The following is a 26,473-nucleotide window of genomic DNA, read 5'->3' on the forward strand; positions in this document are numbered from 1 at the left end:
CTTTACGGGCTTGAGACAATGAGACTAAAAGGATTTTCTAATGATTAAATTTGGTACAGGTGGCTGGCGCGCTTTCATTGGTGAGGAGTTCACTAGAGAAAACGTCCGTTTGGTAGCACAAGCGCTCGCTAACATCATCAACAACGAAGATGCAGCCAAGAATGGGTTTGTGATCGGCTATGACCGCCGCTTCCTTTCAGATAAAGCAGCATGTTGGTTTGCAGAAGTACTTGCGGCGAACAACATCAAAGTAAGCTTCATTGATAAGTTCGTTCCAACACCTATCGTGATGTTCCAAGCGAAAGAGATGGGATGCACCTACTCGGCGTGTATTACCGCTTCTCACAACCCAGCAGACTACAATGGCATCAAGGTGTTCATTGAAGGCGGCCGCGATGCCGATGAGATCATCACAGAGAAGATCGAACAGCAAATCGCAACACTGACCAACGAAGACGTTATCCGAGTCGATTTCGAACAGGCGTTAAACGACAAAGAAATCGAGATCATCAACCCGATGAACGACTTTGTTGATTCGATCATCAACTTCATCGACATCGAGTCAATCAAGAAAGCTAACCTACGTGTACTGATTGATCCAATGTTTGGCGTGGCAAAAAATGCTCTGCAAACAGTGCTGATTAACGGTCGCTGTGATGTCGACGTCATCAACGATGGCAAAAACCCAGATTTTGGTGGCTTGATGCCATCACCAAATGCTGCAACGCTCTATCGCTTGAAGCACTTAGTTGCAGCAGAAGGCTATGACATTGGTATTGGTACTGATGGCGATGCCGACCGTTTGGGAATCATCGATGAGAAAGGTCACTTCATTCACCCTAACGAAGTACTACTCCTGCTTTACTACTACTTACTGGAATACAAAGGCTGGAAGGGCTCTGTCGTTCGTAACATCGCAACCACACATCTACTGGATAAAGTGGCGGCAGATCATGGTGAGAAGAGCTTTGAGGTTCCTGTAGGCTTTAAGCATATCAGCTCGCAAATGGAGGCTGATGACTCTCTGATTGGCGGCGAAAGTTCAGGTGGTTTAACCATTCGTGGTCATATCAAAGGTAAAGATGGCGTATTTGCTTCAAGCTTACTGGTTGAGATGATCAGTGTGACAGGCAAGAAGCTGTCTGAATTACTTGATGAGATTTACTCTAAATATGGCTATGCCTACACCGCGGAAGGCGATTGTAAGTTTAAACCTTCAGAGAAAGAAGCGCTCTACACTAAGATCTACGTCGAGAAGCAACTGCCTGAATTTGAATACGAAATTGAAAAAGTCAGCTATGAAGATGGTGCCAAGGTGTACTTCAAGAATGGCGGCTGGGTAATTGCTCGCTTCTCAGGAACAGAGCCGTTACTACGAATCTTCGCAGAAATGGAAGATAAAGACACTGCAGAACGTGTTCTTCAAAAAGTGAAAGACTTCCTCTCTCTATAGGCTTATAGAGTGCAGCAGTTTTGTATGGGACTTAACAAATCACTGCCTTGTTAAAGCCTATAAGTGAAGAACTCTTGCCCAGTACTTTGTTTAAAGTGCTGGGCTTTTTTATCGCGATTCTTGTAACGATTAGTATCGCGTTATATCTCTTTAAAAAGCCAGTACGCCTTTGGTATCGACTTTTACGTTGACCGGCATACCCACTTCAAGTGCTTCTGACGAGGTTGCTAATAACTTCTGACCATGTGCTTCGATTACATAACGACAGTGATCGCCCATAAATTGCTGCTCGAGCACTGAAATAGCACTATCTTGCTCGTAACTTGCTTGGATATGCTGGGGCCTTAGCAGAAGCTCACACGTATTGCCGAACTCAATCTCCGTTTGCGGTTTGGCTTCAACCATACCCAAACTGGTTTCAAATTCATGCTCTGAAATACGCTGTGCATTGAGATAGCTACCGCCGCCCAAAAAGTCTGCAACGAACTTACTCGAAGGATGGAAATACAACTCAGATGCCGAGCCATACTGCTCAATCACACCATGGTTCATTACTGCCATTTTATCTGCAAATGCGAACGCTTCTTCACGGCTGTGAGTTACGAAGATAGCTGTAACACCCTGCTTCTTAAAGATCTTACGAATCTGAGAAATCAGCTCATGACGAACCTGAGTATCGATGTTTGAGAATGGTTCATCTAACAGTAGTAAGTCTGGCTTGTACGCCAAAGAACGAGCAATAGCGACACGCTGTTGTTGACCTCCTGAAAGTTGGTGTGGGTAGCGGTCACCGTACTCATCTAAGTGAACCAGCTCCAGCATCTCTTGAACCTTGTCTTTCTTTTGCTGCTCAGAAAGGTCTTTCAAGCCAAAGCCGACATTCTGGTTTACCGTCAGGTGCGGAAACAGGGCGTAATCTTGGAAAATCATACCAATGTTACGCTGCTCTGGTGGCAACCAATTCTCGCCATCATCAATGGTTTGACAGTTCAAACTCATCACACCGCTACTCAATGGAAGTAAGCCCGCAATCGCCTTCAGTAAGGTCGTTTTACCGCAGCCACTCGCACCAAGAAGACAAACAATTTCACCATGCTCAACTTCTAACGAGAGCGCTTCCAAAATGGTTTGCGACTCATACTTACAGGTCAGATCTTTAATTGATAATGCACAACTCATTAGTTTTTCTGCTCCAAGGAACGGTTTACGATGATCAGAGGAATTAAACCCACCAACACCAATAATACAGCAGGCATCGCCGCCAACTCTAGGTGCTCATCTGAGGCATAGTTATAAACATAAGTCGCCAATGTTTCGAAGTTGAAAGGACGCAGTAGCAATGCCGCATTCAACTCTTTCATTGATTCGATAAACACCAGTAAACCAGCGATCAATGCGCCACGTTTAATCAAAGGTAAATGAACACGGCGTAACATCTGATTGGTATTGCAACCCATGGTTTTCGAGGCCATATCCAATGAAGGGGATACTTTACTCAAGCTGCTTTCAATGCTGCCAATTGCTACTGCCGAAAAGCGCACGACCATTGCAAAGATTAGCGCGAACATCGAACCGGAGAAGATCAAACCAGGTCGCCCCCACTCCATCACTTTCGCAATGTCATTGACCAAGTGATCCATGAACAAAACAGGTACCATCACACCAATCGCTAACACAGTGCCTGGAACGGCATAGCCCATCGAAGCGAGACGCATATAAGCCTGATTTTTCTTACTCGGACTAACTCGTTGATTAAAGTTAACAATCATCGCGATAATCACGCCAATAATCGCAGCAGCTACCGAAACGTAAAGACTGTTGATGGCATATTCTCTGAATTCAGGGGTCCAGCTTTGAGCAAAATATTTGTAGGCGTAAATTATGAGCTGGCCAAGAGGGAACAGGAATGCAACGCAAACTAATCCCCAGCACCAGAATAGTGCCAGCCATTTTTTCCAACCAGAAAGGTCATAACGAAAATCTTCGCGGCTACTGAACTGATTCTGGAATAGCTTCTGCTTACGGCGACTGTATCGCTCTGAGCTCAATAGTAGGATCACGATAACCAGCATGATTGCCGATATTTTCGCTGCTGCCGTTAAGCTTGAGTAGCCCAGCCAAGTATCATAAACCGCAGTCGTTAAAGTATTTACCGCAAAGTAACTCACGGTACCAAAGTCACCGATGGTTTCCATAGCAACAAGCGATAAACCGACCGCCATTGATGGACGAACAAGTGGTAAGGATATACGACGGAAGCTTTCCCAAGGTGAGCACTTTAGCAAACGAGCGGATTGCAATAAGGAGACGTTTTGCTCCATAAATGCCGCGCGGCACAGCAAATAAACATAAGGATAGAGAACGAGAGACAGAACAATAATAGCGCCGGATAAGGTTCTAATATCCGGGAACCAATACTCACCGGGTCCCCACCCAGTAAGATCTCGCAGTAGAACCTGAACAGGGCCGGCAAAGTCGAACCAATCGGTAAAGATATACCCAACAATATAGCCTGGCATTGCTAATGGCAGGACGAGTGCCCACTGCAAAACACGCTCTCCCGGAACACGGCACATTGCCATAACCCAAGCCGACGGAATACCAAAAACTAAAGACAGGAACATGGTTCCTATGACTAAAACCACCGTATTGTAGGCATAGGTAGGCATCACTGTGGACATCAGATGAGAAAATAGCTCATCCGTTTCTCCAACAGCCGTCGTAAAAATCGCTAAGATCGGTAAAACCAGTAATACAGCAATAATGCTGCTACTGGTGTTCCATAAATAATTCTTTTCTTTCATCGCCTAACTACAACGAGGCTTAATGAAACACAAATGCATTTGCAAATACATCTCATATCCTTTTAATGGTGGGGTTATTTATACCCATATACTCTAATGACTTCAAGGTGAGATGCTAATAACTCAAGGGATCAACAGGGTGCTTTGTATCAAAAAGTGATTTTCCAATAACAAACAACCCCAAGTAGCCAAAATGGCGACTTGAGGTTGTCATTTTACTTAGGCCGAAGCCTACCGTAATAAATTATAGATCGAACTTAACTTCGTCTAATAGCTTGATTGCAGCCGCGTGGTGGTTTGCAATTTCATCTAGAGAAACAGTATCCGCTTTGAACTCGCCCCATGAAGCAACAAGCTCAGAAGGTTTAACGTCTGCTTTCACTGGGTATTCGTAGTTCACTTCTGCGTACATGCTTTGTGCTGTGTTACCAGATAGGAATTCCATCAGCTTAACGGCATTCTCTTCATTTGGAGAGTATTTAGCCATTGCCATACCAGAGATGTTTACGTGAGTACCTGTAGTCTCTTGGTTAGGGAAGTTAATGTAAACAGAGTCAGCCCAAGCTTTTTGCTCTTTATCATTAACCATCTTACCTAGGTAGTAGCTGTTACCAAGAGCAACATCACATAGACCTTCTTTAATCGCTTTAACTTGCGCGCGGTCGTTACCTTGAGGCTTACGTGCTAGGTTTGCTTTTACGCCTTCTAGCCATTCTTTCGTTTCAGCTTCACCTTTGTGAGCAATCATCGAAGATACTAGAGAAACATTGTATGGGTGCTTACCGCTACGAGTACAGATTTTGCCTTTAAATTCAGGCTTAGTTAGATCTTCGTAAGTGAACTCTTCACCTAGACGACCAACACGGTCACGTGAAGAATAAACGCTACGTGTACGAGTTGTTAGAGCGAACCACTCGTTATCTGTATCTTGGTATTGAGCAGGGATGTTCTTTTCAAGTACATCGCTCTCTACAGATTGAACTAGACCTTGTTTAGTTAGTTCAGATAGACGGCTGATATCTACAGTTAAGACAACGTCAGCTGGGCTGTATTCACCCTCTTGAGCTAACTTCTCTGCTAAACCTTTTTTAGCAAACTTAACGTTTACTTTAATGCCAGTCTCTTTTGTGAACTCTTTGAACATTGGCTCAACAAGGAAAGGTTGACGGTAAGAGTATACGTTTACTTCTTCCGCAGCCATTGCTGTCGGGGCAATTACACCACACGCTAGAGCTGAAAGTGTTAGCAGTTTCTTCATTGTAAAATCCTTTATATCGAAATGATAATGTCTATCAGTTGCGTTATTATATTCATCATTAACATAATTACAATGACGACCAACAAAAAATCCGTCTACTCAGACCATTTAAACTCTCACTTTTGTAACAAACCATTTCAACTTTGTGTCTTGTCATCCCCCTTAAACAATGAGCCTAACTTCAACGCTCGTATTTATATATTGTTCAACCGTAAATACAACAAAGCCCCGCAACAAGAGTTACGGGGCTTTCTTTGTCCAACCTAACCCATTCAGATTAGGCGACGACTGTTGATTATTTTACTGATACAAACTCAGGGTAAGCGCCGACACCACAATCGTGCATGTCCATACCTTCAAGTTCTTCATCTTCCGTTACTCGGATACCGATTGTTGCTTTAAGCACTGCCCATACCGCTAAGCTAGCACCGAATACCCATGCAAAGATTACTGCTGCACCTAATAGTTGAGCACCAAACGTTGCATCAGCGTTGCTTAGTGGCACAGCCATTAGACCGAAGAAACCACATACACCGTGTACAGAGATAGCACCTACTGGATCATCAATCTTAGCTTTGTCTAGAGCGATGATGCTGAATACAACCAATGCGCCAGATACCGAACCAATCGCTACAGCAAATAGAGGTGATGGTGATAGAGGGTCTGCAGTGATTGCTACTAGGCCAGCTAACGCGCCGTTAAGAATCATTGTTAGGTCTGCTTTACCCCAAGTTGTTTTACATACTAGTAGTGCTGCAATTGCGCCAGCTGCTGCTGCTGCGTTGGTGTTAAGGAAGATTTGACCTACTGCTGTTGCGTTCTCAAAATCCGAAACCATCAGTTGAGAACCGCCGTTGAAACCGAACCAACCAAACCAAAGGATAAATGTACCTAGCGTTGCAAGTGGCATGTTTGAACCAGGAATCGGGTAGATTTCACCGTTCTTACCGTATTTACCTTTACGAGCACCGAGTAGTAAAACACCAGCCAACGCTGCTGCTGCACCAGCCATGTGTACGATACCTGAACCTGCGAAGTCACTGAAACCCGCTTCTGATAGGAAACCGCCACCCCAAGTCCAGTAACCTTCAACTGGGTAAATGAACGCTGTTAGTACTACTGAGAAGATTAGGAATGACCAAAGTTTCATACGCTCAGCAACCGCACCAGATACTACAGACATTGCTGTTGCAACGAATACTACCTGGAAGAAGAAGTCTGATTCTAGAGAGTGGTCTGCGCCTTCACCTTGTGTACCAATTAGAGTACCAAATGATGGCAACCAACCGCCTTCACCGTTGTCGACATACATGATGTTGTAACCAACCACTAAGAAAGCTGTACAAGCAATTGCGTACAAACAGATGTTCTTAGTTAAAATTTCTGTGGTGTTCTTTGAACGAACTAGGCCAGCTTCTAACATCGCGAAGCCTGCTGCCATCCACATTACCAACGCACCTGAAATGAGGAAGAAAAAAGTGTCTAGTGCGTAACGTAGTTCCGTTACTGTTGTTGTAAGTTCCATATTAAAGTCTCCAGTCCTTGTAATTCTTTAAAGTGCTTCAGCATCCATTTCACCAGTACGAATTCGTACGGCTTGGCTTAGGTCATACACAAAAATTTTGCCGTCGCCGATTTTTCCGGTGTGTGCCGCTTGGCTAATCGCTTCAACAACTCGGTCAACATTTTCAGCTTGGGTAGCAATCTCTAGCTTCACCTTTGGTAGGAAATCCACTTGGTACTCTGCACCACGATACAATTCAGTGTGTCCCTTCTGACGACCAAAGCCTTTCACTTCAGAAACAGTCATACCTTCAATACCCACATCAGAGAGCGCTTCGCGTACATCGTCTAATTTGAATGGCTTAACAATGGCATTTATTAATTTCATATTCGTTCCTTAAATTCTTACTTAATCCGTTAATTCTCTTATTACAATCCAAGTAGCGTGCCAAAAAGTTAAGTAATTGATTTTAAATGAGATGAAGATAATAAGGTCGTAATAACGAAAAAGGCCGCACCAATATGGTGCGGCCTTTTCACTATCTTAATGCGTGATGCTCTTATTGCTCCAGTTTTGGGCAACGAAGCCTTCAAAGCTCTGAATGACTAACAAATAGGTCTTAGGACTAGTAACCTAAAAAATCCATCCAGCGTTCGATGAGCAGTTCGAAATCGTCGATTCCGCAGCTTGCTTGGCTTTCACAGTTATAGAAGTCGAACTCACTGCCCTCTTCCATCTCTTGCTCATGCGCTAACACGTTTTCTTGAATCGTTACTTCATCTTCATTGATCGCAAGGCTAATCTCTTTGCCAAGCAACGTCACTTCATTGCTCAAATCCTGTCGAGATTGCTCAATCAACGCCATCACATGATCTAATTTCTGCTTATCTTTGCCGATCTCTTCTTGAAGCCAACGGCCAACAATCTCATGGCCCATGCTGCATTTCACATAGTATTCACCCATTAGAGTGTTTCTAGTAAATTCGAATTCCATAAGGCTCCAAAGCTCTAATAAAAAGAGACTCAATAAAAGGGTTGTGGCAAAAATGAGGCGAGAGTATATAGCGAAGTCATCAAGAGATCGAGTCGCTCGTCGTCCAGAATTCAGACATAAAAAAACGCCTACCGAAGTAGACGTTCTATCATTTGGGTTCCTCTAAATAGTTGGAGTTGCAGTTAGGCGACAAGTACGTTCATCCCTATGAGCATAGAAGCTCTATGTGATTAGGGCGGCCGGCGCTCCGGTGAACGTACGCAGTCAACAACGCTGCAGCTACAAATATAACGAGGAACTAAGCTGGTTCTTGGAAGATAACCGTGTCTGCTTTTTCCGTGTACTGACCCATTTTATGGAAGTTCAGGTAACGGTATGTATCAGCAGCGGTTGCATTAATCTTCTCAGCGTACTCTAAGTACTCTTCTTTCGTTGGGATGCGACCTAGAATCGCGCCAACAGCAGAAAGCTCAGCAGAAGCCAGATAAACGTTCGCACCATTACCTAAGCGGTTCGGGAAGTTACGCGTTGACGTCGACATAACCGTCGAAGCATCAGCAACACGAGCTTGGTTACCCATACATAGTGAACAGCCAGGAGTTTCGATACGTACCCCAGCACGACCGAAGATGCCGTAATAGCCCTCTTCTGTCAGTTGGTCTTTATCCATCTTCGTTGGCGGAGCCACCCAGAGGCGAGTATTTAGCGAGCCGTTAAACTCTTCTAGCATCTTACCTGCAGCACGGAAGTGACCGATGTTGGTCATACAAGAACCGATAAACACTTCTTGAATCTCAGTGCCTTGAACGTCAGAAAGAAGACGAGCATCATCTGGATCGTTTGGTGCACATAGGATTGGTTGATCGATGTCAGCAAGATCAATCTCAATAACATGCGCGTATTCCGCATCTGAATCAGCAGATAGCAACTCAGGGTTCGCTAACCACTCTTCCATTGCCGTAATACGACGCTCAATCGTACGAACATCACCGTAACCTTCAGCAATCATCCACTTAAGCATCACGATATTCGAGTTCAGGTACTCATCGATAGACTCTTGAGATAGCTTAACCGTACAACCTGCAGCAGAACGCTCAGCAGATGCATCAGAAAGCTCAAATGCTTGCTCAACAGATAAGTGCTCAACACCTTCAATTTCTAGTACACGACCAGAGAATTCGTTGATCTTACCGGCTTTCTCTACCGTTAGTAGACCTTGCTTGATACCGTAAAGAGGAATGGCATGTACGAGGTCACGTAGCGTGATACCCGGCTGCATTTCACCTTTAAAGCGAACCAAGATAGATTCAGGCATATCAAGAGGCATTACGCCTGTTGCCGCAGCAAACGCGACTAAGCCAGAACCCGCAGGGAATGAAATACCTAGAGGGAAACGAGTATGCGAGTCACCACCTGTACCTACAGTATCAGGAAGAAGCATACGGTTTAGCCATGAGTGGATAACGCCATCACCCGGACGAAGTGAAACACCCGCACGGTTCATGATGAAATCAGGTAGCGTATGGTGAGTGTTTACATCGACTGGTTTAGGGTATGCCGATGTGTGACAGAAAGACTGCATTACAAGGTCTGCAGAGAAACCAAGACACGCCAGATCTTTAAGCTCATCACGAGTCATAGGACCGGTCGTATCTTGAGAACCGACTGTCGTCATTTTAGGTTCACAGTACTGACCAGCACGAACACCTTCAACGCCACATGCTTTACCAACCATCTTCTGAGCTAGCGTGTAGCCTTTATCAGATGCAGATGGATCGATTGGTTTAGCAAACAGATCCGTTTCAGCTAGACCTAGAGCGTCACGAGCACGACCCGTTAGACCACGACCGATGATCAGTGGAATACGGCCACCAGCACGCACTTCATCAAGAAGTACTTTGCTTAGCTCAAAGTTTGAAATCACAGAACCGTTCTTGTGAACAACACCTTCGTACGGGTAGATATCAATGATATCGCCCATATTCATGTCTTGTACGTTCAGTTCAATGGGTAGTGCGCCTGAATCTTCCATTGTGTTGTAGAAGATTGGTGCAATTTTACCACCAAGACAAACACCGCCAGTACGCTTGTTTGGTACGAATGGGATATCTTCACCCATGAACCAAAGTACTGAGTTTGTTGCCGATTTACGTGAAGAACCTGTACCAACAACATCACCAACGTAAGCCAGTGGAATGCCATCTTTTTGCATTTCTTCAATTTGATTGATTGGACCAACGCTACCCTGTTCATCAGGAGTAATGCCATCACGTTCCATCTTCAGCATCGCTTTCGCGTGCACTGGGATATCAGGACGTGACCATGCATCAGGCGCTGGAGATAAGTCATCAGTGTTCGTTTCACCGGTAACTTTAAATACTTTAACGGTGATTTTTTCCGCTACTTTGTTTTTCGCTGTAAACCATTCAGCATCAGCCCAAGATTGAAGTACTTGTTGTGCAGATGCATTGCCAGCTTTCGCTTTCTCTTCTACGTCATAGAACGCATCAAACATCAGTAGAGTATGAGATAGCGCTTTAACAGCGATTGGAGCAAGCTCAGCATCGTCTAGTAGAGATACTAGGGATTCGATGTTGTAACCGCCTTGCATAGTACCAAGCAGTTCTGCAGCTTTTGCTTTGCTTACTAGTGGAGAAGCTACTTCACCTTTAGTGATAGCCGTAAGAAAGCCAGCTTTTACGTAAGCAGCTTCATCTACACCCGGTGGAATGCGATTTTCTAGTAGGTCAAGAATGATTTCTTCTTCACCTTGAGGTGGATTCTTCAGAAGTTCAACTAGGCCAGCTACCTGCTCAGCATCTAGTGGTTTTGGAACAACTCCTTCGGCAGCACGTTCTTCGACGTGTTTACGGTAGGCTTCAAGCACGACTTTTTTCCTCTCATTGCGGTTCACTTCTTCCCTTCATAATTGTTAGTAAAATAAAGAAGTGAACATCCTTGGAAACTTGGCTCTCCATTGCCATTTTTGTCATTCAATTTGTATTGATGAGCGGCGTCATAGAGGCCAAACTGTGGGCGGTAGAATAGCAAATTTAACGTTAAATTAAAATCTTATCATTTTGACCAACATAGCAAGTTAAGACGAAAGTCCCACTATTTTTGCCTAATTACGCACTTAGATGGCGACTCTGCGCATGGTTATTTGTAGGACGTACCTACAATCAGATACACCGAATCGAAATTATCTTCGGTTCGGCCATAAGCTAAAATGATCGGCCCGATTGGTGAATCGACACCCGCAAAAACAGAACCCGCGGTGTACATTGGCGCTTCATCAATACTCAAATCATTGTTCGACCAAACACCACCATGCTCAATGGATGCCCCCACGTAGAATGGTGATTCAAAGAGTCCGAAGTCATTTTCAAACCACTTATAACGATAAATAAGACTGGTATAGGCCAGGTTCTGACCAATCATACTGTTCCTTGGAATACCTGACAGGTTTAAGAAGCCACCAAGCTCCTTGGGATCGATAGGGAAAACAGAGTTTTTACTTTCTACAATGCCATAATCAAGTTTTGCGACTAAAGTATGCTTCTCGATACTCTTTGCTGCCATGAAATTAGCCGAAAGCTCATAAACCGTATCGCTTCCAGAAGCTAATTCACTATCTCCGATCTCACTACCATTTTCAAAATCATCATGAGAGACAAGGTATTCTAAATCGACAAAGTAGCCCTTGGTAGGCAAGCTGAAGTTATCCAAAGTATCCAATCGATAATTGATAAATCCACCAATACGCGTGTAACCACCATTACCTAACGAAGGTAACGAAGATACCTCAACATCCCCATCAGTATAACGAACACCAAACTTCAGCTCTTGCCATAAGGTCGGTTGATAGCCTAATGCCAATTCACCGATATACTCGCTATACGCCATTGGTAGATAGTCTTTAGTTACATCTAGCGACGGCTCTCCAATCTCGCCCTCACCCGCTGGTAGGTTTCTGTTTTCCTTGCTATAAGCAATCGATGCAGAAGTGAACAATTTTTGACTCGAAAAGAATGGCGAATAGAGTTCCGCCTCAATTCGTTTATCCGTTCCCATCTCGATATTGGTTCTTAGCTCTGCACCGTGCGAGTTGATATCGGTAAAGTTGGCTGAAACACCGATCGAGTACTGACTGGTAGTGGAGAAATCATCTTCAAGAAAGAATCGAAAGTTGAGGTAGTTTGGCCCCCAAGATTTTTCGTTCACATTGACCTGCAGTTGCTCCTCGCCATCAACAGTATCAAATTCATAAGTCACCAACTCGAATCTATCTAGCGCATAGAGGTCTTGAACTTTAGATTCAATTTCACTGGTCTTCAGAACCTCACCTGAATCAAGGTTTAAACGGTTTTCGATCAGCTTATCGGAATAGTGGGTATTGTTATTGATGACAACTCGGTCAACGACGGTCTTATCGCCGTGTTTCAGCTGTCTTCGTGCTTTTTGCTTGTCCTCGATATAATGCTGATAATCGGCATTTGAGAGCGATAGCTTAGAAAGTTCATCAGTATGCTGCTTAGCGGCTTCATAGCCCGCGAGGAAAGCCGATGGCATTTTATCAAAGTCAGTCGTCTCCATTTCCCCAACATCAGGGCGCAGGAAGACATCATCGTCTGTGAGTGTTTCAGCTTGCTCTTGTGTGCTGCGTTGAACAAGATAATTAGAGAGTTGGTCAGCGGCGGCTAGAAAATTCGTGAAATCATCTTTGCCTTTGTAGTTGGTACTGATATCCACCGCAATGACGATGTCTGCACCCATCGCTCTGGCAACGTCGACGGGCATGTTATTGGTGACACCACCATCAACCAGCATTCGACCATCGAGTTCATAAGGAGGAAGCGCGCCGGGAACTGACATACTGGCCATCATGGCATCAACAAGGTGACCATGGTCGATGACCACCTCTTCAAGTTCGATAATGTCGGTTGCGACGGAACGGTATGGAATAGCAAGATGGTCGAAAGAATCGAATGAGGATAGATTACCGGTGGTTTCACGCAGAATACGCAACATATTCTGGCCTTGCACCACCCCTTTCCTTGCTTTGATTTCCCCCCAACCTAAGCCGAGATCGGTGTTCAGTTGGTAGCGGTCTTCATATTCTTTGTCACGTACACGGCGATCACTACGGTTAACGCGATCACGATAACCGCGATTCCAATCGACCGTATAAATAAAGCTCTCGATCTCGTCTGCGCTCATCCCTGTCGCATAAAGACCACCAACGTATGAGCCCATACTGGTACCGGTAATGTAATCAACCGGGATTTGCATCTCTTCTAGAGCTTTAAGCACACCAATGTGAGCTGCACCTTTTGCCCCACCACCAGCAAGAACAACAGCAACGGTTGGCCTTTTATGAGCTTGCTCAGCCTGCTGAGATTGATCAACCTGTGTCGCGGTGGATGCAAACAGCTGAAAACTGATCACAGTACCGACAATGCCTAAGCTACTCACTAACCAACGAGAAATCATTATTTTAACTGTCCTTGTCATTCTTTCTTGTTACGACTTTACCACTGAAAAAGCTTCTTTAGCCACTGTTTTGGTTGACTTTCACAGCCCTTTTTAATGTTTCCATCCTCATCCCAAACTGGCAGTTTAACTGCACCATCACAATCAAACTCTAAAGCCCCTTCAGAAGTTCGAGTAAAGTTAGCGGTGACAATTCCTGTCGGCCAAGGCAGCAATAACTGCTCGGGTGTTCTCTGTTTGAGATAATCGGCATAAACACGTAACGCACCACTCGAACCAGTAAGCTTAGTCGGCTTATTATCATCACGCCCTAGCCAGATGGTCGTCACTTCACGGCCATCAACGCCCACAAACCAACTGTCTCGGCTGTCATTACTGGTACCGGTCTTGCCGGCTAATCCTGCCCATGCAAACTGACCTTGTAGGAAACGCCCCGTACCTTCCGATACGCCACGTTTCATTGCATAGGTTGTTAGCCAAGCGGCTTGCTGGTCAACGCTTTGTGATACACGAGGGATCGACTGATACAGAACCTCGCCATCGTTATCAACCACAGAGCGAAGTGCAGACAAAGGTGCGATACGGCCAGAGTTGGTGATAGTTTGATACATCTGCGCGACTTGGAATGGAGTCAGTGAGAACGACCCCAAAAACATCGACGGTACTGGGCGAATTTCATTTTTATCGACCCCCAGTTTTCCAATCGTATCCGAGACACTATCAATGCCTAATTGCATGCCTAAACGAACAGTAGGTACGTTGTAAGACTTAGAAAGCGCCACATACAAAGGCACATCGCCACGGAACTTACGATCGAAGTTTCTCGGGCTCCACACACTGCCTTTACTGCCTTTCAAGCTCAGTGGCGTGTCCTTCAATGTTGTCGCCAACGTGTATTTCTGAGGCTGCTCTAGTGCGGTTAAGTAAATTGCAGGCTTGACCAAAGAACCAATTGGACGACTCGCGTTCAAGGCACGGTTAAAGCCATCATAGCCAGTACGCTTACCACCGACCATCGCTCGGATTTCACCGGTATTTCTATCCACGGCAATAGCTGCTGCTTCCAGTTTGTTACCTGCGGTTTTCGATAAATCAGGCACCTTACGAGCAATCGACTTCTCTAACTTGTCTTGGGAAACCGGATCCAAAGAGGTAAAAACTCGAATCCCTTTTTTCGCCTCAAATCGATCGCCGACATACTTCTTAAGCTCAATATTTACTTGTTGGAAGTAAGCTGGCTGACGGCTAGCAATACGTGGGTTGTCTTGAATATCCAAATCACGACTCGCCGCTTCTTCGTATTGTCGCGGAGTTAATATGTCTTGTTGCATCAATAAGCGAAGAACCAGATCGCGTCGAGTCTTAGCACGCTCAGGATAACGAACCGGATTGTAATACGATGGTCCTTTCACCATACCCACCAGCAGTGCTAGCTGATCAATACGGAGCTCTTGAATTGGCTGACCGAAGTACAAGCGAGACGCTAAACCGAAGCCATGGATCGCTTGCCCACCATTTTGCCCAAGGTAAACCTCGTTTAAGTAAGCCTCTAGGATTCGGTCTTTGCTATAACGATGGTCCAAGATAAGTGCAATGTAGGCTTCACGGACCTTACGCCACAAAGTACGTTCACTGGACAGGAACAGGTTTTTTGCCAGCTGTTGTGTCAGCGTACTACCACCTTGGACCGTTCGCCCAGCTTTGACATTAACGACCATTGCACGAGCGATGGCCAGTGGCGACACGCCATCGTGTTGATAGAAATTTCGGTCTTCGGTTGCTAATAAGGCATCAACCATCACTTCTGGGAACTGATTACGCTTTAAGAACAGGCGCTGCTCATCGTTACTTTTCTCAAGCATGCCAAGCATTTTCGGTTCAACACGCAGGTAGCCCATGTCGCCTTTCTTCTCTAGCGACTGAATACGAGTTAACTCGTTACCATTGAAATGCAGCATCACATGACGATCCGCTTCCGGTCCATCGACAAACTCGAACGGACGACGAATCATTTCAATCTTGGTGGAAGAAGAGGAGTATTCGCCCGGGTGACGAGGCGCGTTCACCTTACGGTAATTAAGTACATCGAGCTCATTCTTAACCTGAACCAAACTCACCGGAGTTCCCGGAGAGAGATTTAGCACTCGCGCATAAACCACGGTTGGCAAATCAAACAGCTGACCTTCAAAGCGTTGCTTAACCACAGAATCGAGATAAATACCGACGAACAACAGCAATGCCGCAAGCGCTAAGCCCGCTTTCCAAGAAATGCCCCATAGGATCTTCAACCAACCTCTTTTGCCAGATTTCTTAGCCTTAGATTTGGTCTTTTTCGCAGCCGCTCTTGGTTTTCTTGGCTTAGCTTTGGTTGCTGGTGACTTCTTTGCTGGCGCTTTGTTAGGTGGTGCCTTTTTTGGCGTTAACATTTTGGTCATCATCGATTCAACTGTCGTTTGGTTTTAGTGGTTGCTACATGGTTAGCAGGGTCATCCGGCCAAGGATGTTTTGGGTAACGGCCTTTCATCTCTTTTTGTACTTCTTTGTACGCGCCAGCCCAAAAGCCGACTAAATCTTGAGTAATTTGTAGTGGTCGCTGTGCTGGAGAAAGGAGCTCAAGCACTACTTTTTTACGCCCTTGCGCGATCAATGGCGAGTCTTGTTCGCCAAAGACTTCCTGCATTCGCACTGAGATCACTGGTTCAGATTGATATTGATAACGAATGGCCTTCTTGCTGCCGGTCGGCATCAGGTAGTGCGTTGGCAGCCATTGGTCGATTTCTTGATTCAAAGGCCAGCCGAGATAAGCCGACAATGCTTGCTCAATCGAAACACTAGCCAGCCCTTTTGCCGACTTAATGCCATTCAAATACGGAGATAGCCACTCATCAAGGTGTTCAATCAAACTCGCATCGTCCATCTCTGGCCAATCATGCTCAGCCATCCAAAGCTCTGCACAGCGTACACGCTCAACCAACTGCTTAGCCGAAGCAGTCCAATTTAAGCGATCCAGCCCGCATCGAGCGACATAATTGAGCAGCGCTTGGCTCGCCTGATTCGCATCGGGATCAGGTAAAGCTTTGGTGCTGATAATCAACTTGCCCAGAGACACTCGCTGCTCAGCAACTAAACGGCCACGTTTCTCATCCCAATCGGCGTAATCGGAACGCACAAACAGTTTTGGAAATTCAGCTTCTAGCTGCGCGATATCAACCGCGGTGGCTAAGAAAATTTGACTGGCTCGCCCTGTGCTGCGCATCAAATCAATCACTACGATATAGTCATTGTTCGCCAATGGGTCATCGTCACGAACCTCAGCGCCGTGGCCATTCGCCAGAAGGAAAGCACTGCTGGTCGCGCCTCTCACTTGTGCAATCCGGTCTGGGAAGGCAAAACAAAGCACTAATGGTAGCAATGATTCGTCAGCTTGTGACAAATCTAAGTGATGATTGAGTTTGCTCGCGAGACTTTTCGCTCGCTGCATCACAACGCTATTTTTGGAATGTTTTCTTTGCTTAAATCGGTGCAAAGAGTGTTGAATATCCGTCACATTGCGTTCCGGCTCTTCCAGCAAAGCAGCGGCAACAATCGCGACATTCAACAGAGCAGGACTACCTTGCTGCGCTTTAACTAACATGCTGGCAATACGAGGCTCTAAACCTAAACGTTGGGCCTGTTTTCCTAATGCCGTAAATTGACCATTATCGTCTAACAATTCAAGAGTCTGTAAGAGTTGCTTGGCTTGCCCAATAGAAGCTTTGGGTGGAACGTCTAACCATTGCAGTTCATCAGCACTCGCAGCGCCCCATTGCGTCAATTCAGACACCAGCGAAGACAAATCAGAGTGAAGAATTTCAGGTTCTGGTACAGCTGGTTGCTGAATAAGTTGCATTTCGCTGTACAAACGGACGCACAAGCCCTCTTCCATTCGTCCCGCACGCCCCGCCCGTTGTTCAGCTGAAGATTGCGAGATTTTCACTTGCTCAAGCTTAGTAATACCGGTTTTCAGATCGAACTTCGCCACACGTTCAAGCCCGGAATCGACCACCAATCGAATACCTTCAATCGTCAAAGAAGTCTCAGCAATATTGGTCGCTAACACCACCTTTCGACGCCCCTTCTCTGATGGCGCGATCGCTTTTTGTTGTTGAGGAAAGCTGAGCTGACCGTACAAAGGACACACATCGATATCGCTGGCGAGTTGTTCTAGTTGAGATTCGACTTGCTTAATCGCCGAGACACCCGGCAAGAAAGCCAAAAGTGAGCCTGACTGTTTCTCCATCAGAGATTGAATCACCTTAGCCATTTTAGGGGCTAGATATTCATTCGAGCCTAATGGCTGATAACGGAAATCGACCGGAAAGGTGCGACCTTGTGATTCAACGTATTTGGCATTCGGCAGCAAAGTTTGCAGAGCTTGTTGATCTAAGGTTGCCGACATCACAACCACTTTTAGATCATCACGCAACGCCTCTTGGATCTCTAAGCTAAACGCCAATGCGGTATCGGCGTGAATACTGCGCTCGTGAAACTCATCAAAGATCACCATATCAACCCCAGTTAATTCAGGGTCGGTTTGGATCATTCTCGTCATGATCCCTTCGGTGACGATTTCCAAGCGAGTTGCACTGCTAGTTTTAGATTCACCACGGACTCTAAAGCCAATGCTCTCCCCCACCTTTTCTCCCAATTGGCTCGCTAAGTAAGTGGCAATATTCCTTGCCGCCAAACGCCTCGGTTCAAGTATAATGATTTTGCCTTGAACGGCGTTGGTCTTAACTAACTGTAAAGGAAAGAATGTTGACTTACCCGCACCGGGAGCGGCCTTTAGAATAAGTTGAGTGTGTGTTTCTACGCCAGCGAGCAGATCTGGCATCACAGCTTCTATGGGCAGTTGTGGCAATGGGAGAACCTTGTGGTGTAATGTTGGCAACATTGTACATAAAAACCTACCTGTCTAAATAAGTAATATGCACTTCAATCCGCCATTAGAGCCAGCGACTCTTATTAAACGCTATAAACGTTTCCTCACTGACATCCAACTTCCAGACGGTAGCGAGCGTACTATTCACTGCGCTAACACTGGAGCGATGACAGGATGTGCGACTCCTGGCAATACGGTGTGGTACTCAACCTCCGATAATGCAAAAAGAAAGTACCCAAACAGCTGGGAGATCTCAGAAACAGACAAAGGTCATCGTATTTGTGTAAATACTGCGCGGGCAAACCAGCTAGCAGTGGAAGCAATTGAAAATGGGACTATAGTTGAACTCTTAGGTTATAACGCGTTACGAACCGAAGTGAAATATGGCAGTGAGAATAGTCGCATTGATATTCTGCTTGAAGATAACGAAAAGCCGCCTTGCTATATCGAAGTGAAAAGCGTCACTTTGCTCGACGAGCTAGAAACGTCAACTAAAGGGCAAGGTTTTTTCCCTGATGCGGTCACAACCAGAGGCCAAAAACATCTGCGTGAACTCACAGAAATGGTCGAATCTGGAAATAGAGCCGTACTTTTATTCACTGTTTTACATTCAGGTATTGAAAAAGTGTCTGCGGCACACCATATAGACGCCAAATATTCGTTATTACTAAAACAAGCACAAGACGCTGGAGTTGAAGTGCTTTGCTATAAAGCAGAGCTCAGCAGTACTCAAATACAACTAAAACAAGCTGTTGAATTTATCAATAGCTAAGCAAAGATGTTGAACTAATCACATTGATTGCAAGTTTGAATAAGAGTATTTGCCACCATTCGTTCTTTCTGCTATAGATACCCGCCTTAAAATTAGCTGCTTTGCAGTTGACTAGGTGTAAATAGGAGATGCTGTATGCCAGAATCTAAGAAAAAAGCGCTAGGCATCCTAGCCATCGCAGGTGTTGAACCGTACCAAGAGAAGCCAGGTGAAGAGTACATGTCACCTGAGCAAACGGAACATTTTACAAAAATTTTAGCAGCTTGGCGCAACCAGCTCAGGGAAGAAGTTGATCGTACTGTGCACCACATGCAGGACGAAGCAGCGAATTTCCCAGACCCAGTTGACCGTGCTTCTCAAGAAGAAGAATTCAGCCTAGAGTTACGTAACCGTGACCGTGAGCGTCGTCTTATCAAAAAAATTGAGAAGACATTAGACAAGATCGAAGAAGACGATTTCGGCTTCTGTGATTCTTGCGGTATCGAGATTGGCATTCGTCGCCTTGAAGCTCGTCCAACTGCTGATCTTTGTATTGACTGTAAAACACTTGCAGAGATCAAAGAGAAACAGATGCAAGGTTAATTCTTGCAGATGTAAAGAAAGGGAGCCTTGGCTCCCTTTTTTGTTTGTTATCCAAGCGAAGTATTTCACACGCTTGATAGTAAATAGCAGCTTTAAGCCTTAGTTCTATGCATCAAACCTTTTTTCTATAGATTGAAGCTTAGTTCTACGCATTAAAGCTCTTGTTAAACGTCTTAAGAATCGGCTACTGCGGTACCATTTAGATTAGGTTGTTCACTCATGAATTATATCGGGCGCTTTGCACCATCACCGTCAGGTCCTCTTCATTTTGGCTCACTTGTTGCTGCTCTTGGTAGCTACTTTCAAGCGAAATCTAACCAAGGAAAATGGTTAGTTCGTATGGAAGACCTCGACCCGCCAAGAGAAATGGCCGGCGCTGCAGACCTCATTCTTAAGACGCTTGAGGCTTACCATCTATTTTGGGATGGTGAAGTCGTCTATCAAAGCCAGCGTCATGACTTGTATCAAGCTCAAATCGCTCAATGGGTTGCTGACAATCAAGCCTACTACTGCCAATGCACCCGCAAGCAGATAAAGGCTTGGGGGGGCTTTTACAATGGTCATTGTCGAGAGGCAGGCCTAATCGACTCAGGTGAACAGGCGGTGCGCTTGTGCATGGACTTTCCAGTAGAGTCCTTTGATGATGTTCGCCACGGCACCATTCAAATCCCTAAAGCATTAGCTGCAGAAGATTTTATTATTAAACGCAGAGATGGATTGTTTGCCTATAACTTGGCCGTTGTCCTTGATGACATCGAACAAGGAGTAACAGAAGTCGTAAGAGGCGCCGACCTGATAGAACCAACAGGTCGACAAATCAGTTTGTATAAGACGCTCAAACAAAAAACAGTGAGCTACTTGCACTTACCATTGGCAACCGATGGCTTGGGGAATAAACTGTCAAAACAGAACCATGCCACCGCGATAGATCTCGATAACCCAAAACCAACGTTACTCAACGCGATGCGATTCTTAGGTTTTGATATCCCGACGGCCCTTTATGAGGCTTCAATGGATGAGATTTTATTGTGGGGCTGCCAACAATGGAACGTCAGTCAGTTACCTGATAGTTTACAAAAAGAGCACTGTAATTAGCTCGAAACTCACGGCAAATAGCAAAAACGACACATAAAAATGCCATAACCAACCACTGTGGTTAAGCAGACGATGTTCTCAAATGGCTCGCGCTAAGCTATTATTAGCCGCAATTAAACTCTGCACTACCACTTTGGACTAAGAGAAAAACAAAGTTGGCGATACCTACTTTGTTCTAAACTAATGAATACAAACGACAATACCCCAAGCGAACAACGCGGATTCCACGAATTAGCTCTGAATATTTATACTCGTCAAGAGCACAATATTTCACGCAAGCAGATCAGCGACAACGCACTAAAAGTGCTATATCGCCTGAATGGTGCGGGTTTTGACGCATTTTTAGTCGGTGGTGGTGTGCGCGATATCTTATTAGGCTCTCAGCCAAAAGATTTTGATATTGCGACCAACGCAACGCCAGAGCAAATCAAACACCTCTTCAGAAACTGTCGCCTTATCGGTCGCCGTTTCCGCTTGGCACATATCATGTTTGGTCGTGACATCATTGAAGTAGCAACTTTCCGTGGTCACCACCAAGAACCATCGAAAAATGTTTCTGCACAATCGAAAGAAGGCATGCTACTGCGCGATAACGTGTACGGCAGTGTTGATGAAGATGCAGAACGTCGTGATTTCACAATCAACGCGATGTACTACAACATTGCAGACTACAGCATCCACGATTACGCGGGTGGTGTAGAAGATTTAGAAGATAAACTGATCCGCCTGATTGGCGATCCAGAAACGCGTTACCGCGAAGACCCAGTACGTATGCTACGTGCAATGCGCTTCGCCGCTAAACTGGATTTCGACATCGAAGAAGACACGGCTGACCCGATTGAAGAGTTAGCGCACCTTCTAAGAGACATCCCAGCAGCGCGCCTTTACGAAGAGTCTCTAAAACTGCTGCAATCAGGTCACGGTTTAGAAACCTACCACCTGATGCGCGAGTACAACCTGTTCCAACAGATGTTCCCAGCCGTGGCTGAGCACTTCACCGAAGATTATGACTCTCACACAGAGCAGATGCTTGATTTGGTTCTCGATTCAACCGACCTTCGCATCGAAGATGGTAAGCGAGTAAATCCAGCATTCATGTTCGCAGCGATGCTTTGGTACCCAATGAACAAACTGGCAGACAAACTTGTCGCAGAACAGGGTATGGCACACTACGATGCGATCATGGAAGCGAGTAACATCATTCTTGATCAGCAAGTAAAGTCTATTGCTATTCCTCGCCGTCATACCGCCACCATTCGCGAAGTTTGGCAACTGCAACTTCGACTGCCTCGCCGTAACGGTAAACGCGCTGTTCGTCTAATGGAGCTCAACAAGTTCCGTGCAGGCTACGATTTCCTAGAAATGCGTGGTGAGATTGAAGGTGGCGAAACCAAAGAGTTAGCAAAATGGTGGGAGCGTTATCAGACGGCAGGTCGCAACATGCGTCAAGCAATGGCTAACGACGTTGCAGCACCATCAAAGTCAGGCCATCGTCGCCGTAAGACTTACCGAAACAAAAAGAGTAAGCAATCAGAATGATAACTGCTTACATTGCGGTCGGCAGCAACCTTGCCGACCCAGTTAGCCAAGCAAATTTGGCTATCGAAACGCTAAAAAGCCTACCGCGATCAACGTTTATTGCGACCTCTCAGCTATATAGTAGCACTCCAATGGGACCGCAAAATCAACCAGACTACATCAACGCGGTAGTCGCTATCCAAACCGAATTAACGCCAATTGAACTACTTGATTGCACTCAAAAGATCGAACTAGAGCAAGGGCGCGTCCGTAAAGATGAACGTTGGGGACCAAGAACCTTGGATCTCGACATTGTGCTATACGGCAATGAGGTGATCGATTCAGAGCGCTTAATCGTTCCTCATTATGGAATGAAAGAACGAGAGTTTGTACTCTACCCGCTTGCTGAAATCGCACCAAGTTTACAACTCCCTGATGGGACTGAGCTGACAAAACTGCTGAAAATAGTAGATAAGAACGGGCTCAATGTTTGGCAACAATAGCCAAGCGCATTAAGGAAAACCAATGAAAAAAGTAACCATTAACGACCTGATCAAATGCAAACTTGAAGGCCGTAAATTCGCGACTTCGACAGCTTATGATGCGAGCTTTGCTCAATTATTCGAAAGCCAAGAAATGCCAGTTCTGCTTGTCGGTGATTCACTGGGTATGGTTTTACAAGGCCATAACGATACATTACCAGTAACCGTTGAAGACATTGCTTACCATACTCGCTCAGTGCGTGCTGGTAGCCCAAATTGTCTTCTTATGGCTGACATGCCTTTCATGAGCTACGCAACGCCAGAACAAGCTTGTGAGAGCGCAGCGATTTTGATGCGTGCTGGTGCGAACATGGTAAAAATCGAAGGCGGAAGCTGGTTGGTTGATACTGTGAAGATGCTAACAGAACGTGCAGTACCAGTATGTGCACACTTAGGCTTAACGCCCCAGTCTGTGAACATTTTTGGTGGTTACAAGATTCAAGGTCGTGACGACGAGCAAGCCGACAAAATGGTTGCTGACGCGTTAGCACTGCAAAACGCAGGCGCTCAAATCGTTCTACTTGAATGTGTGCCAGCTTCATTGGCAAAACGAATTACAGAAGCTTGTGACGTACCGGTTATCGGTATCGGCGCAGGTAATGTTACCGATGGTCAGATCTTGGTTATGCATGACATGTTCGGTATTTCTGCGAACTACATGCCGAAGTTCTCTAAGAATTTCCTAGCAGAAACAGGTGATATGCGTAAAGCAGTAGCTCTATACAAAGAAGAAGTAGAGAGCGCGCGCTTCCCTGATGAAGCTCATACAATCGCTTAGGAGTAAGTATGCAAACTTTTGCTGAAATAGCGGCTCTTCGTGAGCAGATTAAACAGTTTAAGCGTGATGGACGTACGGTTGCTTTTGTACCGACAATGGGAAACCTGCATGAAGGCCACCTGACTCTGGTAAAGAAAGCTCGTGAACTGGCCGACATCGTTGTGGTAAGCATCTTTGTAAACCCAATGCAGTTTGAACGTGCCGACGACCTAAACAACTACCCTCGCACGTTAGAAGCAGATTTAAGCAAGCTAACAGGTGAAGGTGTTGAGCTAGTATTTACACCAACGCCAGAGGTGATGTACCCAGATGGATTAGACAAGCAGACGTTTGTTGAGGTCCCTGGCATATCTCACATGCTTGAAGGTGCCTCTCGTCCAGGTCACTTCCGTGGTGTATCAACCATTGTCACTAAACTGTTTAATATCGTTCAGCCAGACTTTGCATGCTTCGGCGAGAAAGACTTTCAACAACTTGCTGTTATTCGCCAGATGACCACTGATTTAGCGTTAGACATTGAAGTTGTCGGCGTTGCGACCGTTCGTGAAATGGATGGTTTGGCAATGAGCTCTCGCAATAGCAACCTAACGATTGACGAGCGCCAACGAGCGCCCGTTCTAGCGCGCACTATGCGTTGGATCAGCAGCGCTATTCGTGGTGGCCGCGATGATTACGCCTCAGTGATTGAAGATGCAACTGACCAGCTACGCGCTGCAGATCTTCAACCTGACGAGATCTTCATCTGCGATGCGAAAACACTGCAAGCAATCACTTCAGAATCAACTCAAGCAGTGATTCTAATGTCGGCTTTCCTAGGTAAGACGCGTCTTATCGATAACCAAGTTCTCGATTTGGTAACGGAAACCAAAGAAGAAGTGAAAGAAGAAGCGACTGAATAGTCGGCTTCTACTCTTAACGCAAAACAAAAACACCAAACGCAAAACATAAAAAAGGTCGATGTTATATCGACCTTTTTCTTTACCTGTTACTTAGATGAACCAAAGGTTAGCTACGTAAGCCGATACCCTTTGTCACTAAGTAGTGTGCAATGCCATACAACAGCACGATAAACACACCTAGTACGCCAAACGACGTCACGATACCCACATCAGACACACCCAAGAAGCCATATCTGAACGCGTTAACCATGTACACGATAGGGTTCAACTTCGATACACCTTGCCAGAATTCAGGCAATAGACTGATCGAGTAGAACACACCACCAAGGTAAGTCAGCGGCGTTAAGATAAAGGTTGGGATAATAGAGATATCATCAAACGTGCGTGCGAATACCGCGTTAATCAAGCCACCCAGAGCGAACACAACTGATGTTAAAAATACCGTCGCAATGATCACGCCCCAATGGTCAACTTGTAAGTCGACAAAGAACAACGACACGAAGGTTACGATAGTGCCCACTAACAAGCCACGAACCACGCCGCCCATTACGAAACCTGCGATAATCACGTAATTAGGAACGGGGGCTACAAGTAACTCTTCAATGTTCTTTTGGAATTTAGCACTAAAGAACGATGAAGCAACGTTGGAGTATGAGTTGGTGATCACCGACATCATGATCAGACCGGGAACAATGTATTCCATGTAGCTAAAGCCGTTCATTTCACCAATACGCGCACCAATCAGGTTACCGAAAATGATGAAGTAAAGCGTCATGGTAATCGCTGGCGGCACCAGAGTTTGCACCCAGATACGAGTAAAGCGATTGATCTCTTTGGTCAACAAACTGCAGAAAGCTGTCCAATATAGGCTGTACATATTATTTACTCCCCTCACGGACGATACTCACAAATAGCTCTTCTAGACGGTTTGCTTTGTTACGCATAGAGAGGACTTTAACCTGTTGCTCGCTCAATTGAGCAAAGATGGTATTCAAACCTAGGTTCTTGTCGATTTCAATTTCTAGCGAGCCATTGACCATCACTTGGCTATTCACGCCTTCAAGCTTAGGTTCAGTCGTGCCCTCTTCCAGATCCAGAATAAAGGTCTCAGCACTCAATTTACCCAACAGCGCTTTCATTGTTGTGTTCTCAATCAGTTCACCGCGATTGATGATACCAATGTTGCGACACAGCATTTCTGCTTCTTCTAGGTAGTGCGTGGTCAAGATAATGGTAATGCCCTGCTTCTCATTGATCTCTTTTAGGAATTCCCACATTGAACGACGTAGTTCAATATCAACGCCTGCTGTCGGTTCATCAAGGATCAACAAATGAGGTTCATGCATCAATGCACGCGCGATCATCAAACGACGCTTCATACCACCAGACAAGTTACGCGCACGTTCGCCACGCTTTTCCCACAAATCGAGTTGAGATAGGTACTTTTTCGCTCGCTCTTTCGCTAATGCTTTTGGCACGCCGTAATAACCCGCTTGTTGCAGCACGATCTGTTCAACGGTTTCGAACGGGTTAAAGTTAAACTCTTGAGGCACAAGGCCTAAGTTCTGCTTCGCCAATTCCAGATCGGTATCAATGTCGTAACCGAACACTTTAACCTTGCCTGACGTTTTATTTACCAGTGAAGAGATAACACCAATGGTGGTTGATTTACCCGCACCATTGGGACCAAGTAGTGCGTAAAAGTCGCCTTTTTCTACTTGTAAACTAACGCCCTTAAGAGCCTCGAAGCCCCCAGCATAAGTTTTTCTTAATTGCTCAATTTCTAATGCATACATAGAGATAGACTGCCATTTGCTATAGATAAGATGTAGACGACCGAGCTTGAGGAAGAGAATAATG

The 26,473-nt window shown here is 45.5% G+C and carries 20 protein-coding genes; 8 read left to right on the plus strand and 12 right to left on the minus strand.

Annotated features, from left to right (window positions below):
- Window positions 1-40: 40 nt before the first annotated feature.
- Window positions 41-1,453: a phosphoglucomutase/phosphomannomutase family protein gene (locus MSG36_RS05830; RefSeq protein ID WP_048612323.1), complete on the plus strand. Its 1,413-nt coding sequence runs from the start codon at window positions 41-43 to the stop codon at window positions 1,451-1,453.
- 150 nt (window positions 1,454-1,603) lie between these two features.
- Here MSG36_RS05830 and MSG36_RS05835 read toward each other — a convergent pair whose 3' ends face one another.
- From MSG36_RS05835 to hrpB, 10 genes are all read right to left on the minus strand, one after another.
- Window positions 1,604-2,632 carry an ABC transporter ATP-binding protein gene (locus tag MSG36_RS05835; protein WP_017059417.1) on the minus strand — a complete coding sequence of 343 codons (1,029 nt, stop codon included), beginning with the start codon at window positions 2,630-2,632 and terminating at the stop codon, window positions 1,604-1,606.
- A complete protein-coding gene (locus MSG36_RS05840) occupies window positions 2,632-4,257 on the minus strand; it encodes an iron ABC transporter permease (RefSeq protein WP_050620019.1) in 1,626 nt (541 codons plus the stop codon). Before MSG36_RS05840 ends, MSG36_RS05835 begins: the two co-directional genes overlap by 1 nt.
- Window positions 4,258-4,501: 244 nt before the next feature.
- Window positions 4,502-5,515, minus strand: a complete 1,014-nt coding sequence (locus tag MSG36_RS05845; RefSeq protein ID WP_065676697.1) for a Fe(3+) ABC transporter substrate-binding protein — start codon at window positions 5,513-5,515, stop codon at window positions 4,502-4,504.
- A gap of 295 nt (window positions 5,516-5,810) precedes the next feature.
- Window positions 5,811-7,040 (minus strand): ammonium transporter, encoded by a 1,230-nt coding sequence (locus tag MSG36_RS05850; protein WP_048605711.1) that lies wholly within the window; start codon window positions 7,038-7,040, stop codon window positions 5,811-5,813.
- Window positions 7,041-7,067: 27 nt separating this feature from the next.
- Complete coding sequence (glnK, locus tag MSG36_RS05855) at window positions 7,068-7,406, minus strand: P-II family nitrogen regulator (RefSeq protein ID WP_004738200.1); 339 nt, start codon at window positions 7,404-7,406, stop codon at window positions 7,068-7,070.
- Between the two features lie 238 nt (window positions 7,407-7,644).
- Window positions 7,645-8,013, minus strand: a complete 369-nt coding sequence (locus tag MSG36_RS05860) for a YacL family protein (protein WP_019824378.1) — start codon at window positions 8,011-8,013, stop codon at window positions 7,645-7,647.
- A 298-nt stretch (window positions 8,014-8,311) separates the two neighbouring features.
- Window positions 8,312-10,900 carry a bifunctional aconitate hydratase 2/2-methylisocitrate dehydratase gene (gene acnB, locus MSG36_RS05865; protein ID WP_048605714.1) on the minus strand — a complete coding sequence of 863 codons (2,589 nt, stop codon included), beginning with the start codon at window positions 10,898-10,900 and terminating at the stop codon, window positions 8,312-8,314.
- A 272-nt stretch (window positions 10,901-11,172) separates the two neighbouring features.
- Window positions 11,173-13,506 (minus strand): patatin-like phospholipase family protein, encoded by a 2,334-nt coding sequence (locus MSG36_RS05870; RefSeq protein WP_248366687.1) that lies wholly within the window; start codon window positions 13,504-13,506, stop codon window positions 11,173-11,175.
- A 38-nt stretch (window positions 13,507-13,544) separates the two neighbouring features.
- Window positions 13,545-15,944: a penicillin-binding protein 1B gene (gene mrcB / locus MSG36_RS05875; protein ID WP_248366689.1), complete on the minus strand. Its 2,400-nt coding sequence runs from the start codon at window positions 15,942-15,944 to the stop codon at window positions 13,545-13,547.
- A complete protein-coding gene (hrpB, locus tag MSG36_RS05880) occupies window positions 15,941-18,439 on the minus strand; it encodes an ATP-dependent helicase HrpB (RefSeq protein WP_282452195.1) in 2,499 nt (832 codons plus the stop codon). The genes mrcB and hrpB overlap by 4 nt, the downstream gene beginning before the upstream one ends.
- 34 nt (window positions 18,440-18,473) lie before the next feature.
- Between hrpB and sfsA the strand changes: the two genes are divergently transcribed.
- The 7 genes from sfsA to panC all read left to right on the plus strand — a co-directional run bounded on the left by sfsA (window position 18,474) and on the right by panC (window position 24,613).
- On the plus strand, window positions 18,474-19,199 hold the full coding sequence (sfsA, locus tag MSG36_RS05885) for a DNA/RNA nuclease SfsA (protein WP_048612328.1): 726 nt from the start codon (window positions 18,474-18,476) through the stop codon (window positions 19,197-19,199).
- 135 nt (window positions 19,200-19,334) lie between these two features.
- Window positions 19,335-19,781 (plus strand): RNA polymerase-binding protein DksA, encoded by a 447-nt coding sequence (gene dksA, locus MSG36_RS05890; protein ID WP_004738189.1) that lies wholly within the window; start codon window positions 19,335-19,337, stop codon window positions 19,779-19,781.
- Between the two features lie 219 nt (window positions 19,782-20,000).
- The gene (gluQRS, locus tag MSG36_RS05895; protein ID WP_248366691.1) at window positions 20,001-20,876 is read left to right on the plus strand and encodes a tRNA glutamyl-Q(34) synthetase GluQRS; all 876 of its coding nucleotides are present in this window, start codon (window positions 20,001-20,003) and stop codon (window positions 20,874-20,876) included.
- A 183-nt stretch (window positions 20,877-21,059) separates the two neighbouring features.
- Window positions 21,060-22,415: a polynucleotide adenylyltransferase PcnB gene (gene pcnB / locus MSG36_RS05900; protein ID WP_017059432.1), complete on the plus strand. Its 1,356-nt coding sequence runs from the start codon at window positions 21,060-21,062 to the stop codon at window positions 22,413-22,415.
- Window positions 22,412-22,897, plus strand: coding sequence for a 2-amino-4-hydroxy-6-hydroxymethyldihydropteridine diphosphokinase (gene folK / locus MSG36_RS05905; RefSeq protein WP_248366693.1), 486 nt, complete (start codon window positions 22,412-22,414; stop codon window positions 22,895-22,897). Before pcnB ends, folK begins: the two co-directional genes overlap by 4 nt.
- Before the next feature lie 22 nt (window positions 22,898-22,919).
- Complete coding sequence (gene panB / locus MSG36_RS05910; protein WP_248366695.1) at window positions 22,920-23,714, plus strand: 3-methyl-2-oxobutanoate hydroxymethyltransferase; 795 nt, start codon at window positions 22,920-22,922, stop codon at window positions 23,712-23,714.
- 8 nt (window positions 23,715-23,722) lie between these two features.
- On the plus strand, window positions 23,723-24,613 hold the full coding sequence (panC, locus tag MSG36_RS05915) for a pantoate--beta-alanine ligase (protein ID WP_248366698.1): 891 nt from the start codon (window positions 23,723-23,725) through the stop codon (window positions 24,611-24,613).
- A 106-nt stretch (window positions 24,614-24,719) separates the two neighbouring features.
- Here panC and MSG36_RS05920 read toward each other — a convergent pair whose 3' ends face one another.
- Together MSG36_RS05920 and MSG36_RS05925 are read right to left on the minus strand one after the other, a co-directional pair.
- The gene (locus tag MSG36_RS05920; protein WP_010435987.1) at window positions 24,720-25,490 is read right to left on the minus strand and encodes an ABC transporter permease; all 771 of its coding nucleotides are present in this window, start codon (window positions 25,488-25,490) and stop codon (window positions 24,720-24,722) included.
- Between the two features lies 1 nt (window position 25,491).
- Window positions 25,492-26,409, minus strand: coding sequence for an ABC transporter ATP-binding protein (locus MSG36_RS05925; RefSeq protein ID WP_017059435.1), 918 nt, complete (start codon window positions 26,407-26,409; stop codon window positions 25,492-25,494).
- Window positions 26,410-26,473: the final 64 nt, after the last annotated feature.

Origin of the sequence: Vibrio sp. 1CM8B, assembly GCF_023161685.1 — a bacterium.
Taxonomy (GTDB): Bacteria; Pseudomonadota; Gammaproteobacteria; order Enterobacterales; family Vibrionaceae; genus Vibrio; species Vibrio coralliirubri.

Bases quoted from the DNA above. Each gene is read 5' to 3' on its own strand.
- MSG36_RS05830 (WP_048612323.1), top strand. From the start codon at position 41: ATGATTAAATTTGGTACAGGTGGCTGGCGCGCTTTCATTGGTGAGGAG.
- MSG36_RS05835 (WP_017059417.1), bottom strand. From the start codon at position 2,632: ATGAGTTGTGCATTATCAATTAAAGATCTGACCTGTAAGTATGAGTCG.
- MSG36_RS05840 (WP_050620019.1), bottom strand. From the start codon at position 4,257: ATGAAAGAAAAGAATTATTTATGGAACACCAGTAGCAGCATTATTGCT.
- MSG36_RS05845 (WP_065676697.1), bottom strand. From the start codon at position 5,515: ATGAAGAAACTGCTAACACTTTCAGCTCTAGCGTGTGGTGTAATTGCC.
- MSG36_RS05850 (WP_048605711.1), bottom strand. From the start codon at position 7,040: ATGGAACTTACAACAACAGTAACGGAACTACGTTACGCACTAGACACT.
- glnK (WP_004738200.1), bottom strand. From the start codon at position 7,406: ATGAAATTAATAAATGCCATTGTTAAGCCATTCAAATTAGACGATGTA.
- MSG36_RS05860 (WP_019824378.1), bottom strand. From the start codon at position 8,013: ATGGAATTCGAATTTACTAGAAACACTCTAATGGGTGAATACTATGTG.
- MSG36_RS05870 (WP_248366687.1), bottom strand. From the start codon at position 13,506: ATGATTTCTCGTTGGTTAGTGAGTAGCTTAGGCATTGTCGGTACTGTG.
- mrcB (WP_248366689.1), bottom strand. From the start codon at position 15,944: ATGATGACCAAAATGTTAACGCCAAAAAAGGCACCACCTAACAAAGCG.
- hrpB (WP_282452195.1), bottom strand. From the start codon at position 18,439: ATGTTGCCAACATTACACCACAAGGTTCTCCCATTGCCACAACTGCCC.
- sfsA (WP_048612328.1), top strand. From the start codon at position 18,474: ATGCACTTCAATCCGCCATTAGAGCCAGCGACTCTTATTAAACGCTAT.
- dksA (WP_004738189.1), top strand. From the start codon at position 19,335: ATGCCAGAATCTAAGAAAAAAGCGCTAGGCATCCTAGCCATCGCAGGT.
- gluQRS (WP_248366691.1), top strand. From the start codon at position 20,001: ATGAATTATATCGGGCGCTTTGCACCATCACCGTCAGGTCCTCTTCAT.
- pcnB (WP_017059432.1), top strand. From the start codon at position 21,060: ATGAATACAAACGACAATACCCCAAGCGAACAACGCGGATTCCACGAA.
- folK (WP_248366693.1), top strand. From the start codon at position 22,412: ATGATAACTGCTTACATTGCGGTCGGCAGCAACCTTGCCGACCCAGTT.
- panB (WP_248366695.1), top strand. From the start codon at position 22,920: ATGAAAAAAGTAACCATTAACGACCTGATCAAATGCAAACTTGAAGGC.
- panC (WP_248366698.1), top strand. From the start codon at position 23,723: ATGCAAACTTTTGCTGAAATAGCGGCTCTTCGTGAGCAGATTAAACAG.
- MSG36_RS05920 (WP_010435987.1), bottom strand. From the start codon at position 25,490: ATGTACAGCCTATATTGGACAGCTTTCTGCAGTTTGTTGACCAAAGAG.
- MSG36_RS05925 (WP_017059435.1), bottom strand. From the start codon at position 26,409: ATGTATGCATTAGAAATTGAGCAATTAAGAAAAACTTATGCTGGGGGC.